The sequence below is a fragment of the Roseisalinus antarcticus genome, from assembly GCF_900172355.1.
GTDB lineage: Bacteria > Pseudomonadota > Alphaproteobacteria > Rhodobacterales > Rhodobacteraceae > Oceanicola > Oceanicola antarcticus_A.
Genome location: NZ_FWFZ01000002.1, coordinates 115909 through 130696, shown reverse-complemented (window position 1 = coordinate 130696; position 14788 = coordinate 115909). Strand labels below are relative to the sequence as shown.

Below are 14788 nucleotides of genomic sequence, written 5' to 3'. Positions count from 1 at the left end.
TGCGAGAGATCCTTGGAGCACCCCGGGTCGAATGACCCGGGCTACGGGCCGCTACAACCGGGCGCAAAGGGCCGAAAGACAGCCCCGCGTTCGGGAAACGACGAGATGGGGAAGCTGAAAGAATTTGGTAGCGTGGGGCGGACTTGAACCGCCGACCCCAGCATTATGAGTGCTGTGCTCTAACCAGCTGAGCTACCACGCCACGCGAGGCCGACCTAGACAAGCCCCCGCCCCCTGTCAACGGCAAAAGCGCAGTGCTTTTCTTCGCCGGCGGACTGGGGCAAGAGAGTGGCGGAGGTATCGGCCATGATCGAGCAATTGCAAGCCATTCTGGGCACACCGAATGTCCTGACCGGGACCGACACCGCGCCCTGGGCCAGGGATTGGACCGGCAAGTATCTCGGCGCCCCGGCCGCCGTCGCGCGGCCCGGCAGCACCGAAGATGTCTCGGCGGTGATGGCGGCGGCTCATGCCAACGGCTGGCGGGTCACCCCTGTATCCGGCAACACCGGGCTGAACGGCGGGGCGATCGCGCCCGGGGAGCTGATCCTCTCGCTCGACCGGATGCGGACCGTCCGCGACATTCGCCCCGCCGCCCGTGTTGCCGAGGTCGAGGCAGGCGTCGTTCTGGCCGATTTGCACGGCGCGGTCGCGCCGCACGGGCTGATCTTCCCGATGACATTCGGGGCGCAGGGCTCTGCCCGGATCGGCGGCATGATCGCGACCAACGCGGGCGGGTCCAACGTTCTGCGCTACGGAAGCACCCGGGCGCTCGTGCTGGGGATCGAGGCGGTGATGGCCGACGGCCGGGTCATGTCGCTGATGAGTGCGCTGCACAAGGACAACACCGGGCTGGACCTCAAGAACCTGATGATCGGCTCGGAGGGGGCGCTGGGGATCGTCACCGCCGCGACCCTGAAGCTCTTTCCGAAACCGCAGGCCTATGCGACGGCGACCGTGGCGGCCGCCTCGCTTGAGGCGGCGCTCGCCCTGCTGACCCGCCTGCAGGACGCCAGCGACGGTGCCGTCGAAGCCTTCGAATACATGCCCGGCCGCTATATCGAGCGCCACGTCGCCCGCGTGGCCGGCGCCCGAGAGCCGTTCGACACCCGTCACGAGGTCAACCTGCTGGTAGAGCTCGGCGCCGTCGCCCCCCGCGACACCGCCGCGGGCCCGGACGGGCGCGTGCCGCTCTCGGCGCTGCTGGAGGAACAGCTGGGCGCGGCGCTGGAGGATGGCCTTGTGCAGGATGCCGTCGTCGCCAGCTCCGAAGCGCAGCGCCGCCAGATGTGGGAGCGCCGCGAAGCCTCCGCCGAGATCACGTTCGGGCCCGAGCCCATCGTCGACACCGACATCTCGGTCCCGCTGGATCGGGTTCCGGATTTCATGGGCCTGGTGCAGACCCGGGTGCTGGCCTTCGATCCCGGTGCGCGGGACCTCGTGGTGGGGCATCTCGGCGACGGCAACCTGCACTACACGGTCTATCCCAGCGACGAGAGCCTCGGCCCCAGGATCCGCGAGATCGTCGACGACACGGCGGTGGAGTTCGGCGGGTCCTTCTCGGCAGAGCACGGCATCGGCCTGTCGAAGCTGGGCGCCCTGCGGCGGCTGAAGGATCCCGTCGCCCAGGATGCGATGCGGGCGATCAAGGCCGCGCTCGACCCGAAGGGCATCCTGAACCCCGGCAAGACCATCCCCTGAACCTATGCGAGCGCCCGCGCGAGGACCCTCTTGCGACGCGGCGCGGAAAGGCGCAGAGGGCGGGCGATGTTGCGCCCCCTGAAGCTCTTGTGGACCGATCCCACCCTGCGCATGGCCGCGGGGGCCCTGGCCCTGTTCGGCTGTCTGGCCGCCTCCATCGCCCCCTACCAGAGCCTGCTGGCGATCCGGATCTTCGGCCTGTCCGACGGCGCCTATGCGATCGTGCTGATCGTGGCGGCCGTGGTATCGGTCCTGGGCGCGGTCGGCGCGGGCATCCTGGCGGATCAGACCGCGACGCGAAAGCGCGTGGCGCTGATCTCGGCCCTGCTGATCGTGCTGGGCAACGGGCTGGTGATGGCGCTGCCCGACAAGCTGACCTTCGTGCTGGTCCATTCGGTCGTGCTGCCGCTTTCGGGCGCGATCATGGGGCAGATCTTCGCGCTGGCGCGGCTGGCCTGCTCGCGCTACCCCGTGGGCGACCGGGACGCGACACTGGCCGCACTTCGGGCGCTGTTCGCGGTGCCGTTCGTGGTGGTCCTGCCGCTCTGGTCGCTGGCCTTCGGCGCGGGCGCGAGCCTGCTGGCGATCTACGCCGTGCTGGTGGTCGTGGGCGGCGCGCTGGTGCTGCTGATCGCGCTGGCCTGGCCTGCCGACGGCCGGACCGCGTGGGAGGACGTGCCCTCCGGCCTGTCGCTCGCGGCCTCCTTGCGCGAAATGGGCTCCGGCGCGGTGATGCTGCGGGTGCTGCTGTCGGGCGGGCTGAAGTCCGGCGTCTTCGTCTACATGGTGGTGCTCGGCCTGGTCTTCGACGAGAGCACCGGGCGGGACATCGGGGATGTCGCGCTCTTTGCCGGGCTGGTCGCGGGGCTCGAGGTTCCGGTTATGCTGTCCATGGGGGCGCTGCTGCAGCGGGTCAGCCGGCTGCAGGCGATCCTGCTCGGCACGGTGCTCTACGCGGGATTCCTCTGCGCGTTTCCGTTGTTGCTGGCGACGCCCTGGGTCTGGGCGCTGGTGCTGCCGGCGGCGTTCGGCGGCGCCATCGTGCTGTCGCTGCCGTTGGCCTATGTTCAGGACCTGATGGGCGCCCGGGCCGGGGCGGGGGGCGCCCTGCTGGCGGTGCAGCAGGTGGCCGGAGACGGGCTGGGCGCCGGGGTCTTCGCGATCGCCGCGCTGCTCTCCGGCTATGGCCTCGCCGCCGTTCTGGGCGGCGTGACCATGCTGGCATCTGCCTTCGCCCTGTTGTGGCTGGACGGACGCCCGCAGGCGCGCCTCGGTCTTGGCGAGCCCTGAGCGGCGGCGGGGGATCGGACCTCAGGCGGCGAAAAAATTCGCGCCTGCGCGGGCCAGCAGACCCGCCGCGAGGCTGCGGCCAAGCTCTGCGCCGTCTTCCACTGGCGCCTCGCCCTTGTCGGCCAGGCATTCGGAGCCATCGGTGCGCAGGATCTCGCCCCGCAGGCGCAGGGTGCCGCCGTCCAGTTCGGCCAGACCGCCGATCGGCGTCTCGCAGGATCCGTCGAGCGCCGCCAGAAACGCGCGTTCTGCCGCAAGACGATCCCCGGTCGGGCCGTGATGGATCGCGGCCAGCATGTCGGCGGTGCGGCTGTCGTCCTGCCGCCGTTCGATCCCGATGCAGCCCTGGGCCACGGCGGGCAGCATATCGTCCGTGGGCACGGGGCTGCGGGCGACCTCGGCCATGCCGAGACGGTTGAGCCCGGCCATGGCGAGGAAGGTCGCCGCCGCCACGCCGTCCTCCAGCTTGCGCATCCGGGTCTGGACGTTGCCGCGGAACTCCACGACCTGAAGATCGGGCCGCCGGTGCAACAGCTGCGATCTGCGCCGCAACGACGAGGTGCCGACCACGGTCCCGTTGGGCAGCCCCGCGAGGCTGTCATGGGCCAGCGAGACGAAGGCGTCGCGCACGTCCTCGCGCGGCAGGTAGCAATCGAGCGTCAGCCCCGGGGGCTGATCGACCGGCATGTCCTTCATCGAGTGTACGGCGATGTCGATCTCGCCCGAGAGCATCGCCTCCTCGATCTCGCGGGTGAACAGGCCCTTGCCGCCGATCTCCTTGAGCGGGCGGTCCAGGACACGGTCGCCGGTCGTCTTGATGACGATGATGCTGAAGGCCTCGTGCGGCAGGTCGAAGGCCCGGGCCAGCCTGTCGCGGGTCTCGTTCGCCTGGGCAAGCGCCAGCGGAGACCCGCGCGTTCCGATCTTGAGGGGTTGGGCGGGGGAGGGCATATCGTGCGTCATGTGCAAGCTCTAGCCGTGTCAACCCAGCCTGACAATGGGTTGACAGTTCCCTGGTCCGATGGGACCACATTCCAACCCCTCGAAGGAGCCCCGATGACCAAGACCCTGCTGCGCGCCCTTGCGGGTGAAACCCTGCCCACCCCGCCGATCTGGATGATGCGCCAGGCCGGACGCTATCTGCCCGAATACCGCGCCACCCGCGCCGAGGCGGGCGATTTCCTCAAGCTGTGCTACAACCCGGACCTGGCCGCCGAAGTGACCCTGCAGCCGATCCGGCGCTATGGCTTCGACGCGGCGATCCTGTTCGCCGACATCCTGCTGCTGCCCCAGGCGATGGGGGCCGACCTGTGGTTCGTCACCGGAGAGGGCCCGCGCCTGTCAACGGTCACCACCGACGCCGAGGTGGCCGCGCTGAAAGGGCCCGACGACATTCACGACGTTCTGGGGCCGATCTACGAGACGGTGCGGATTCTCGCCCGGGAATTGCCGCCCGAGACGACCCTGATCGGCTTCGCGGGGGCGCCCTGGACGGTGGCGACCTACATGATCGGGGGCCAGGGCACGCCGGACCAGGGGCCGGCCCATGCGTTGAAGGCCGAGAATCGCGCGGCCTTCGAGGCGCTGCTCGACCGGATCACGGAGGGGACGATCGCCTACCTGTCGCGTCAGATCGAGGCCGGGGCCGAATGCGTGAAACTGTTCGACAGCTGGGCGGGGTCGCTCAAGGGCGAGGATTTCCAGCGCTACGCCGTGGCGCCCGCCGCCCGGATCACAGCCGCGCTGAAGGCAGCGCACCCCGGCATCCCGGTCATCGCCTTTCCGCGGGGGGCGGGCGAGAAATACGAGGGGCTGCATGCCGAGATCGGCGCGGAATGCATCGCGCTCGACGATGGCGTGTCGGCGGATTGGGCCGCGGCGCATGTGCAGACCGGGGGCTGCGTGCAAGGGAACCTCGCGTCCTCGCACATGGTCACGGGAGGAGAGGCGCTGGTGACCGAGACGCGCAAGATCGTCAAGGCGCTCGCCGGCGGGCCCCACATCTTCAATCTCGGCCACGGCATCACGCCGGACGCCGACCCAGAGAATGTGCACCTGATGATCGATACGGTGAGGGCGACGGTCGCAGCCTGACACGGCTGGACGATGCACGACGCTCGCCGTCAGGTAAACCTGACGGCGAGCGTCGTCCTCCGTCATCAGATCCATTTCGCCATGGGTGGCAGGCTCATCAGGACCGCATTCGCATCGTGGCCGGTCGTCAGACCAAATTTCGTTCCCCGATCATAGACCAAGTTGTATTCCGCGTAGAGCCCGCGGTGCACAAGCTGGATCTCCTTGTCGCCCTCTGTCCATGGCGTCTCGCGCCGCTTCTCTACCAGTGGCAGATAGGCCGGCAGAAAGGCCCGGCCGATATCGCGGGTCAGGGCGAAATCGGCCTCCCAGTCCCCCGAGTGATGATCGTCCATGAAGATGCCGCCGACGCCCCGCGCCCGGCCCCGGTGAGGAATGAAGAAATACTCGTCCGCCCAGGCTTTCAGCTTCGGATAGAACGCTGCGCCATGCGGATCCAGATGCGCCTTCTGGGTGGCATGGAAATGCGCGGTGTCATCGGGATATTCGATGCAGGGGTTCAGGTCGGACCCGCCTCCGAACCACCAGGCATGGGGCGTCCAGAACATCCGGGTGTTCATATGCACCGCCGGCGCATGGGGGTTCTGCATATGCGCGACAAGGCTGATGCCGGAGGCCCAGAACCGCGGGTCGCTTTCCATTCCGGGCACGCCCCGCGCAGCCATGGCCTTTTGCGCCGCCGGCCCAAGATGACCGAACACCGTCGAGACGTTGACGCCCACCTTCTCGAACACGCGGCCGCCGCGCATCACGCTCATCAGCCCGCCACCGGCGTCCGAGCCGTCGTCGCTCTGCCGAGTCGTCTCGGTCACCTCGAACCGTCCCGGAGGCAGATCGGCGACCGGCCCGGTGCCGGGGGCCTCCTCCAGCCGTTCGAAGGCCGCGACGATCTCGTCGCGCAGCTCCCGGAACCAGCCCGCCGCCCTGCTCTTTTCGGTGTCCATCGGCTCCGCCACGTCGGTCGTCATTCCTGCCTGCCTTTCGCTTGTCGAGTGTCGCGCAAGGCTAGCACCGCCCGCCTGCCGGGTGAAAGAGCACAACGCCCCGCCTCCTGGCGCGAGGGCCCAGGCCGGGCGGAGAGGTCAGTGCGCCGGCGCCGTGACCGGGTCGATCAGCGTCCGGCCGCCGTCCACCGTGATGATCTGCCCGGTTACGAAGGACGACGCGTCCGAGGCCAGGTATTGCACCGCATCCGAGACTTCGGACGGGCCCGCGATCCGGTTCAGCGGCGTATGGTCGACGATCTCTTCGCGGAATTCCTCGTTGTCCTTCAGCGCCCCCTTGAGGCTGGCCGACATGACAGAGCCGAAGGCCACCGCATTGACCCTGATCCGCTTGGGCGCCAGGGCGACCGCCAGGCTGCGGGTCATCTGGTCCAGCGCCGCCGAGGAAACCGAATAGGCCAGAAGTTCGGGATGGGTCCGCCGCGCCGCGATCGACGACAGGTTGATGATCGCCCCGATCGGGCCGTCGCCCTCGGGGTCGGCCTGCTTGATCATCCGTTTCGCGGTGGCCTGGCTCAGCCGCAGGGCGGTCATCAGGTTCTGCTGCAGCAGCGTCTCCATCGCGTCGTTCTCGGAATCGAGCGGGTCGGCCGCGATCATCTGGCGCGAGGCGTTCACCAGGATGTCGATCCGCTCGAATGCATCGACCGTGAGGGACAGCAGGTTCTTTATCGTCAGCCGTTCGCGCAGATCCCCGGCAAAGATCCTGAAGGTAGCATCTTCGTCGGCCTGCTCGCCGACCTGGCGCTCGAGGCTCGCCTCGTCCATGTCGGCGAAGACGACATTTGCCCCCTCGCGCAGGAAGTGGCGCCCGATGGCCAGCCCGACGCCGTTGGCTGCCCCGGTGACGATGGCGGTCTTTCCGGCGATGGAAAAGGTCATTGCAGGGCTCTCCTGTCAGGACACGGGCTTGCGGCGCGGACGGTTGGCCTGGAACAGCTTGTAGCGCCCGTCGCCGCCAATCTCCGAGACCTGGACAAAGCGATCACGGAGCGCGGCCTCATAGGGCAGATGCCGGTTCGCCACAAGCCAGAGCTGGCCGGAGGGCAGCAGCATCGCGGCCGCCGCGGCGATGAACGCCTGCCCCAGTGCCGGGTCCGCCTTGCGGGTGGTGTGGAACGGCGGGTTGCAGATCACCGCGCCAACCGGCGCCTCGGGGCGCCAGCGTGTCGCGTCCGCCCAGTGGAACACCGCGCGGGCGTCGGTCACGTTCTGCCGGGCACAATCCAGCGCCGCGGCCTCGGCCTCGACGAGGTCCAGCCGCTCGACGCCGTCGCGGGTCAGTGCCGCCGCCGCCAGATAGCCCCAGCCCGCCCCGAGATCGACCACATGCGCCGGAAGCTTGGCCGGCAGCGCCTCGGCCAGCAAGGCCGAGCCCGGGTCCACCCCGTCCTCGGAAAAGACGCCGGCGCCCGTGACATAGCCATGGTCGCCACGCGCGGGCACGGGGGCCAGCCAATCGGTCAGGGCATCGGTTTGCGGCAGAAGGAAGGCCCGGCCGTGGGCCTTGGCCAGGCTCGGCACATCGCCGAAACGCTTGCGCACGGCCTTCCACAGGGCATCGGCGCCATCGGTCCGCTGCCCGTCCACCAGCACCGGGCCCCGCGCCGCCGCCCGCGCGATCATGTCCCGCGCCAGGACCTTGGACCGCGGCACCACGACGATGGAGGACGCGACATCGGGAATCTCCCGCGTCACCTCGTAGCCGCGGCCGGCCCAGACCTCGGCATCCGGACAATACCCCGTCACCACCCGGGCGCGGTCCGCGCCGAGCGGCAGGTCATAGGCCGCAGGGGGCCGCAGGACCGCCACGGGCCCGTCAGGCAGGCTCAGAGGGCCCGCGAGGGCCATGGCAAGACGCGATTCGGCCATGGCCGGGCGCTTATTCCTTTTCCATCGTGCATTGCAGCGGATGCTGGTGCCGCTGGGCGAAATCCATCACCTGCGCCACTTTCGTCTCGGCAATCTCGAACGAGAACACGCCGACCACCGCAAGGCCTTTCTTGTGGACCGTCAGCATAAGCTCGAACGCCTGCGCATGGGACAAGCCGAAAAACCGCTCGAGCACATGCACGACAAATTCCATCGGCGTGTAGTCGTCATTTAGAATAAGCACCTTGTAGAGAGGCGGGCGCTTTGTTTTCGGGCGCGTCTCAAGTTTCAGGCCGACGTCGTCATCGTCGTCACCCTTCTTGTCCGCCATCATGTAGAAATCCGCCAGCATGACCTGTCAGGGCCCCTTCCGGTCTCGCGTTGCGCTGCTTCGGCCCTGTAATATATGCGTTCGGAGCCATATGAAAAGCCCAACACCGAACGGAATTGCTGTGACACATGCCCGCGACTGGATCATCGGCTTCGACGCGGACGATACGCTTTGGCACAACGAGCGATTCTTTCGCATCACACAGGACAGATTCGCGGCCCTTCTGGCCGATCATTGCGCCCCAGATCACCTGGCCGAGCGCCTTCTTGCGGCGGAGCGGCGCAACCTCGGCCACTACGGCTACGGCATAAAGGGCTTCATGCTGTCGATGATCGAGACCGCGCTGGAGGTCACGGGCGGCGACCTGCCGGGACATGTGGTGGCCGAGATCCTCGCCGCCGGGCAGGAGATGCTGGCCCACCCGATCGACCTCTTGCCCCATGCCCGCGAGGCGGTCGAAGCGATGGCGGCCCAAGCGCATATCGTCCTGATCACCAAGGGCGACCTGCTCGACCAGGAACGCAAGCTGGCGCAATCGGGGATCGGCGACCTTTTCGACGGGGTCGAGATCGTCTCGGAAAAGACCGCCCCCGTCTATGCCCGGATCTTCGCCGGCCACGCCCAGGCAATGATGATCGGCAATTCGCTGAAGTCCGACGTCCTGCCCGCGCTCGAGGCCGGCGCCTGGGGTGTCCACGTCCCCCACGAGATGACCTGGGACCTGGAGCATGCCCTCGCGCCGAAGGATCACCCCCGCTTTCGCGAGATCGCCGACCTCGGCTCCCTGCCCGCCCTTCTTGCGAGCCTGCCCTGACCGGTCCCCGGGCCCGCCTCATTTTCGCCACAATTGCCCCGGTTTCGCCACATTGGCCGATCTAGCGCCGTGACCGGCCGGCAGCCCAACATGTTCGCCGCCGCACGTCAAAAGTTAACGCAAGACCCTTGATTTTAAGGGTTTCTGGAATTCGAAGCCCGTGCTACGATTTTCCCAATAAGAAGGCGCACCCGGCGACAGATCGGGGCGCACGAGGCAAAAACGAGGCAGGCATCGTGACTCTAAGATTGGGGCATCCCGCCCGTACGGGACTGATACTCTCTGTCGTGCTCATGCTTGCGGCGCTGATGCCACTCGCATCCCGCGCCGCACCCTACGCCTACATGGTGATGGACGCGCGATCGGGCGAAATCTACGACAGCAGCAATGCGGAAACCTCGCTCCACCCGGCGTCGCTGACCAAGATGATGACGCTCTACATCGCGTTCGAAGCGGTGGAGCGCGGCGAGATCAGCCTCGACACAGTGGTGACGATCACCCGCGAGGCGGCGGCGGAACCTCCCTCGAAACTCGGCCTACAAGCGGGGCAACAGATCCGGTTCCGCTACCTGATCCGGGCGGCCGCGGTGAAATCGGCCAACGATGCCGCGACCGCCATCGGCATCGCGATCTCCGGCTCCGAAGCGGCCTTTGCCCGGCGGATGACCCGCACCGCCCAGGCGATGGGCATGAACAGCACCCACTTTCGCAATGCCCACGGCCTGACCGAAACGGGCCACATGTCCAGCGCCCGCGACATGACGATCCTCGGACGACACATGATCTACGACTGGCCGCAATACTACAATCTGTTCTCGCGAATCACCACGGACGCGGGGATGCGGACCGTCTCCAACACCAACCGCCGGTTCCTCCAGGGCTATGTCGGCGCCGACGGGATCAAGACCGGCTACACCTCCGCGGCGGGCTCCAACCTCGTCGCGTCGGCCCAGCGCGGCTCCGAGCGGATCATCGTCACCGTGTTCGGCGCCCCCGGCTCCGCGGCCCGCACCGAGCGGGTCTCGCGGCTGATGGATGCGGGCTTCGCCCGGGCCCCGACCCGCGTTGCCCTGCGCCGTCCAGAACGCCCCCCCTACATGGGCAACGACAGCGGCCCGGGGGCCCGCACGATCCGCGTCAGCGGCGCCGTGAGCCGCAGCCTGCATCCCCAGGTCCGGCCCGTGCGCGCCCTGCCACCGGCGGTCGATGCCGACATGATCGCGACGGTCGTCGCCGCTGCGATGGAGCCTGATCCGTCAGAGGTCGCCCTGGGCGAGGCCGTCGCCGACGCCGTCGTTGCCGCAACGGCGAGTGCGCCGGAAGTTCTCGAGGTTTCGCCCCGCGCGAGGCCCGGCGACCTGGTCGTCGAGGTCTCGGCCCCCAGCCCCGAACAGGAGGTGGTCGAGCGCCTGTCCACGAGCTCCGGCCGCCATTGGGGCATCAACGTCGGCCGCTACGACAGCGAGGGGCAAGCGGAAAGGGTCCTGCTGCGCGTGGCGCTGAACGAGATGTCGACGCTCGACGGCACCCTGCGGCGGGTGGTGCGCAACTCGCGCGGCTTCGACGCCAATTTCATGGGCATGACCCGCGAGACGGCGGAGCTTTCCTGCCGGCGACTTCAGGCCCGAGGCACCACCTGCTTCATGATCCAGCCGCCAAGCTGAGCACCAGGACCGGGCGAGGCGGCAGCCCTCCGGTCGCGACAGCCAAGGGACGGTGGGCGGGGCGATGCGCGGCACGCGCGAGCGTCGTCCGCCGTCTCAGGCGTCCTCGTCCATCTCGATGAAGGCCGCGGCCATCAGGGCGCGGGTGTACTCCGTCTGCGGCCGCCGGAAGATCTCCTCGGCCAACCCTGCCTCGACCACGTCGCCTTCCTTCATCACCATGACCCGGTGCGACAGCGCCCGCACCACCTTGAGGTCATGGGAAATGAAGATGTAGGCCAGCCGGTGCTTGCGCTGCAATTCGCGCAGCAGATCGACGATCTGAACCTGCACCGTCATGTCGAGCGCCGAGGTCGGCTCGTCCAGCACCAGCAGCTTGGGCCGCAGGATCATTGCGCGGGCGATGGCGACCCTCTGGCGCTGGCCGCCGGAAAACTCGTGCGGGTAGCGGTCCATCAACGCGGGGTCGAGCCCGACCTCCTCCATGATCTCGGCCACCAGGATCCGCTTGTCCTCGTTCTTCTCGATGCCGTGAACGTCCAGCCCCTCCGAGATGATCTCGGCCACCGTCATGCGCGGCGAGAGCGAGCCGTAGGGGTCCTGGAACACCATCTGCATGTCCCCGCGCAGCGGTCGCACCTGGGATTGCGAGAAGCGCTCGATGTCGCGGCCCATGAAGCCGATACGCCCCTCGGACCGGATCAGCTTCATCACCGCGAGCGCCAGGGTGGTCTTGCCGGAGCCGCTTTCGCCCACGATTCCCACCGTCTCGCCCGCGCGGACCGACAGCGTCGCGTTGTTCACGGCCTTGATATGGCCCACCGTGCGCCGCAAGAGGCCGCGCTGGACCGGGAACCAGATCTTCAGATGCTCGGTCTCGGCGATCACCTCGGCCCCTGCCGGCACCGGCGTGGGGGCGCCTGTGCTTTCGGCCGTCAACAGGCTGACCGTGTAGGGGTGCTGCGGCCTGTCGAAAATATCGTCCACCGGTCCTTGCTCGACGATCTCGCCGTCTTTCATCACGCAGACCCGGTCGGCGATCTGCCGCACGATCGTCAGGTCATGGGTGATGAACAGCAGCGACAGGCCACTGTCGCGCTTCAGATCCGCCAGCAGATCGAGGATTTGCGCCTGGATCGTCACGTCCAGCGCCGTCGTCGGCTCGTCCGCGATCAGAAGCTGCGGATTGTTGGCCAGGGCCATCGCGATCATCACGCGCTGCCGCTGCCCCCCCGACAGCTGGTGCGGATACGCGCCCAGCCGTTCCTCGGGGTCGCGGATGCCGACCTTGTTCATCAGCTCGACGATGTGCTCGCGCACCTTTGCGCCGCGCAGCCCCTGGTGAAGCTCGATCGATTCGGCGAGCTGCTTTTCCAGCGTATGAAGCGGATTGAGCGATGTCATCGGCTCCTGGAAGATGAAGCTGATGTCGTTGCCCCGCACCCGGCGCAGCTCGGCCTCGGGGGCGCCGATCATCTCGGCCCCGTCATAGGTGATGGAGCCCGACATCTGCGCCGAATCGCCCAGCAATTGCACCGTCGACAGCGCCGTGACCGACTTGCCAGAGCCGCTTTCCCCTACAAGCGCGACGGTCTCGCCCCGGCCGACCTCGAAGCTGACGCCCCTGACGGCATCGGTGACCGACCCGTCCTGGGCAAACCGCACGTTCAGGCCGCGGACCTGCAGGATCGCGCTCATGGGCCGCCCCGCTTCTCGTCCTGGCCGACGTCCACGAACCCCTTGATCTCGTGATAGCGCTTCTTGGCGGCCCCGTTCCGCTGGCTGCTCGACTGCGCGAAGGTCTTGCGCGGATCAAAGGCGTCGCGCACCCCCTCGAAGACGAAGACCAGCAGCGACAGCATGATCGCGAAGGTGAAGAACGCGGTGAAGCCAAGCCACGGCGCCTGCAGGTTCTGCTTGGCCTGCAAGGTGAGCTCGCCAAGCGAAGGTGCCGACGACGGCAGGCCGAAGCCGAGGAAATCGAGGCTCGCCAGCGTCGCGATGCCGCCGGTGATCAGGAAGGGCAGCATCGTCACCGTCGCGACCATCGCGTTGGGCAGCATGTGGCGGAACATGATCTTGGTGTTGGACACGCCCAGGGCCCGGGCGGCGCGGACATATTCGAAATTCCGCGCCCGCAGGAATTCGGCCCGCACCACGCCCACCAGCGCCGGCCATCCGAAGAGGACGGTCAGGAACACCAGCAGCCAGAAACTTCGCCCCAGAATGGCGAAGACGATGATGATGACGTAAAGTGACGGAATCCCGGTCCAGATCTCGATGAAACGCTGAAAGATCAGGTCGGTCCAGCCGCCGAAAAAGCCCTGGACCGCGCCGGCTACGATGCCGATCAGGGAGGCCGCGACCGTCACGATCAGCGCGAACAGCACCGACAGGCGGAAGCCGTAGATCACCCGCGCCACGACGTCGCGCTTGGTGTCATCGGTCCCCAGCCAGTTTTCGGACGACGGCGGCGAGGGCGCCACCCCGGGGACGTCGACGATCGTGTCATAGCTGTAGGGGATCAGCGGCCAGAGCATCCAGCCCTGCTCGAACCCGGAATCGGTGATCGTGCCGGCCTCGACCGCGGCGAGCGTCTCTTCCGGCGCGTCGAAACAGGAATCCGCCAGCCCGCCGGTCGCGACGAGGCACTGAACCTCGATGTCCTTGTAGGCGGCCTCGGTGCGGAAATCGCCGCCGTAATCCTGCTCGGAATAGAAGGCGAACACCGGCATCCGGATATCGCCGCGGTAATTCACCAGGATCGGCTTGTCGTTGGCGATGAACTCGGCACAAAGGCTGAGGCCGAAGAGGATCGCGAAGATCCAAAGCGACCAATACGCCCGGCGATTGCGGCAGAAATTGCGCCAGCGGCGCTGGTTGAGCGGCGACAGGAACGGCCGCTTGGGGGGGGTGGCATGGGCGGAATGGTCGGTCATCTAGCCTCGCGCCTCGAAATCGATGCGGGGATCAATCAGCACATAGGTCAGGTCGGTGAGGATGCCGACCACCAGGCCGATCAAGGAGAAGGCGAAAAGCGTGCCGAAGACCACCGGGTAATCCCGCGCCACGGCCGCCTCGAACCCCAGCCGGCCCAGCCCGTCGAGCGAGAACAGCGTCTCGATGATCAGCGAGCCGCCGAAGAAAACCCCGATGAACAGCGCCGGAAAGCCCGAGATCACGATCAGCATGGCGTTGCGGAAGACATGGCCGTAGAGGATCCGCCGCTCGCCCAGCCCCTTGGCCTTGGCGGTCATCACGTATTGCTTCTTGATCTCGTCGAGGAAGGAATTCTTGGTCAGCAGGGTCAGGGTCGCGAAGGCCGCGATGGTCGAGGCGAACACGGGCAGCGCGATGTGCCAGAAATAGTCCAGAATCTTGTGGATCAGGCCGAAATCCTCCCAGCCGTCGGACACGAGGCCGCGCAGCGGGAAGATCCGCCAATAGCTGCCGCCGGCAAAGAGCACGATCAGCAGGATCGCGAACAGGAACCCCGGGATCGCGTAGCCGACGATGATCGCCCCCGAAGTCCAGGTATCGAAGGAGGACCCGTCGCGCACCGCCTTGCGAATGCCCAGCGGGATCGAGATCATGTAGGCGATCAGCGTCGACCACAGCCCCAGCGTGATCGACACCGGCATCTTCTCCAGCACCAGATCCAGCACGGAAATGTTGCGGAAGTAGCTCTCGCCGAAGTCGAACCGCATGTAGTTCCACATCATGTTCAGGAACCGCTCCAGCGGGGGCTTGTCGAAGCCGAATTCCCGCTCCAGCTCGGCGATGAACTCCGGGGGCAGGCCCTGGGCGCCGATGTAGTCGCTCTCGCCCGACTGCAGGACCTCGCTGCTGCCGCCCGAAATCCCCTCGAACACGTCGCCGCCCCCCTCCATCCGGGCGAGGATCTGCTCGATCGGGCCGCCCGGCACGAATTGGGTGAGGGTGAAGTTGATGATCATGATCCCGAGCAACGTCGGAATCACGAGCAGCAATCGTCTGAGGATGTAGGCGCCCAAAGCGC

Annotated in this window: 13 protein-coding genes and 1 tRNA gene; 5 read left to right on the top strand and 9 right to left on the bottom strand. The window is 67.4% G+C overall.

Features of this window, described 5'->3' with window-relative positions; translation table 11 throughout:
* Positions 1 to 125 precede the first annotated feature (125 nt).
* Positions 126 to 202: transfer RNA gene (locus ROA7023_RS03260), tRNA-Met, on the bottom strand.
* A 104-nt stretch (positions 203 to 306) separates the two neighbouring features.
* On the opposite strand from ROA7023_RS03260, the gene ROA7023_RS03255 reads away from it, so the two are divergent.
* Together ROA7023_RS03255 and ROA7023_RS03250 are read left to right on the top strand one after the other, a co-directional pair.
* Positions 307 to 1701: an FAD-binding oxidoreductase gene (locus tag ROA7023_RS03255; RefSeq protein ID WP_085877569.1), complete on the top strand. Its 1395-nt coding sequence runs from the start codon at positions 307 to 309 to the stop codon at positions 1699 to 1701.
* Between the two features lie 66 nt (positions 1702 to 1767).
* A complete protein-coding gene (locus tag ROA7023_RS03250; protein WP_085877568.1) occupies positions 1768 to 2991 on the top strand; it encodes an MFS transporter in 1224 nt (407 codons plus the stop codon).
* 21 nt (positions 2992 to 3012) lie between these two features.
* Here ROA7023_RS03250 and hemC read toward each other — a convergent pair whose 3' ends face one another.
* On the bottom strand, positions 3013 to 3954 hold the full coding sequence (gene hemC / locus ROA7023_RS03245; RefSeq protein ID WP_085877567.1) for a hydroxymethylbilane synthase: 942 nt from the start codon (positions 3952 to 3954) through the stop codon (positions 3013 to 3015).
* Positions 3955 to 4047: 93 nt separating this feature from the next.
* Here hemC and hemE point away from each other — a divergent pair, with 93 nt between their 5' ends.
* On the top strand, positions 4048 to 5085 hold the full coding sequence (hemE, locus tag ROA7023_RS03240) for a uroporphyrinogen decarboxylase (protein ID WP_085877566.1): 1038 nt from the start codon (positions 4048 to 4050) through the stop codon (positions 5083 to 5085).
* A gap of 65 nt (positions 5086 to 5150) precedes the next feature.
* On the opposite strand, the gene hemF is transcribed toward hemE, so the two are convergent.
* The 4 genes from hemF to clpS all read right to left on the bottom strand — a co-directional run bounded on the left by hemF (position 5151) and on the right by clpS (position 8313).
* Positions 5151 to 6053, bottom strand: a complete 903-nt coding sequence (hemF, locus tag ROA7023_RS03235; protein WP_200812450.1) for an oxygen-dependent coproporphyrinogen oxidase — start codon at positions 6051 to 6053, stop codon at positions 5151 to 5153.
* Between the two features lie 114 nt (positions 6054 to 6167).
* On the bottom strand, positions 6168 to 6971 hold the full coding sequence (locus tag ROA7023_RS03230) for an SDR family NAD(P)-dependent oxidoreductase (protein ID WP_085877565.1): 804 nt from the start codon (positions 6969 to 6971) through the stop codon (positions 6168 to 6170).
* 15 nt (positions 6972 to 6986) lie between these two features.
* Positions 6987 to 7961 carry a class I SAM-dependent methyltransferase gene (locus tag ROA7023_RS03225; protein WP_085877564.1) on the bottom strand — a complete coding sequence of 325 codons (975 nt, stop codon included), beginning with the start codon at positions 7959 to 7961 and terminating at the stop codon, positions 6987 to 6989.
* A gap of 10 nt (positions 7962 to 7971) precedes the next feature.
* Complete coding sequence (clpS, locus tag ROA7023_RS03220) at positions 7972 to 8313, bottom strand: ATP-dependent Clp protease adapter ClpS (RefSeq protein ID WP_085877563.1); 342 nt, start codon at positions 8311 to 8313, stop codon at positions 7972 to 7974.
* A gap of 100 nt (positions 8314 to 8413) precedes the next feature.
* Here clpS and ROA7023_RS03215 point away from each other — a divergent pair, with 100 nt between their 5' ends.
* Together ROA7023_RS03215 and ROA7023_RS03210 are read left to right on the top strand one after the other, a co-directional pair.
* The gene (locus tag ROA7023_RS03215) at positions 8414 to 9106 is read left to right on the top strand and encodes an HAD family hydrolase (protein WP_234991999.1); all 693 of its coding nucleotides are present in this window, start codon (positions 8414 to 8416) and stop codon (positions 9104 to 9106) included.
* A 308-nt stretch (positions 9107 to 9414) separates the two neighbouring features.
* Positions 9415 to 10770: a D-alanyl-D-alanine carboxypeptidase family protein gene (locus tag ROA7023_RS03210; RefSeq protein ID WP_234991997.1), complete on the top strand. Its 1356-nt coding sequence runs from the start codon at positions 9415 to 9417 to the stop codon at positions 10768 to 10770.
* 96 nt (positions 10771 to 10866) lie between these two features.
* Here the strand turns inward: ROA7023_RS03210 and ROA7023_RS03205 are convergent, their stop codons facing one another.
* Genes ROA7023_RS03205 through ROA7023_RS03195 form a run of 3 tightly spaced genes read right to left on the bottom strand, consistent with a single transcriptional unit; the run spans position 10867 to position 14783 of the window.
* Positions 10867 to 12468, bottom strand: a complete 1602-nt coding sequence (locus ROA7023_RS03205) for an ABC transporter ATP-binding protein (protein WP_085877560.1) — start codon at positions 12466 to 12468, stop codon at positions 10867 to 10869.
* Entirely contained in the window at positions 12465 to 13709 is a 1245-nt protein-coding gene (locus ROA7023_RS03200; RefSeq protein ID WP_085877559.1) for an ABC transporter permease, read from the bottom strand. The genes ROA7023_RS03205 and ROA7023_RS03200 overlap by 4 nt, the downstream gene beginning before the upstream one ends.
* Positions 13710 to 14783: a microcin C ABC transporter permease YejB gene (locus tag ROA7023_RS03195; protein ID WP_085877558.1), complete on the bottom strand. Its 1074-nt coding sequence runs from the start codon at positions 14781 to 14783 to the stop codon at positions 13710 to 13712.
* Positions 14784 to 14788 lie beyond the last annotated feature (5 nt).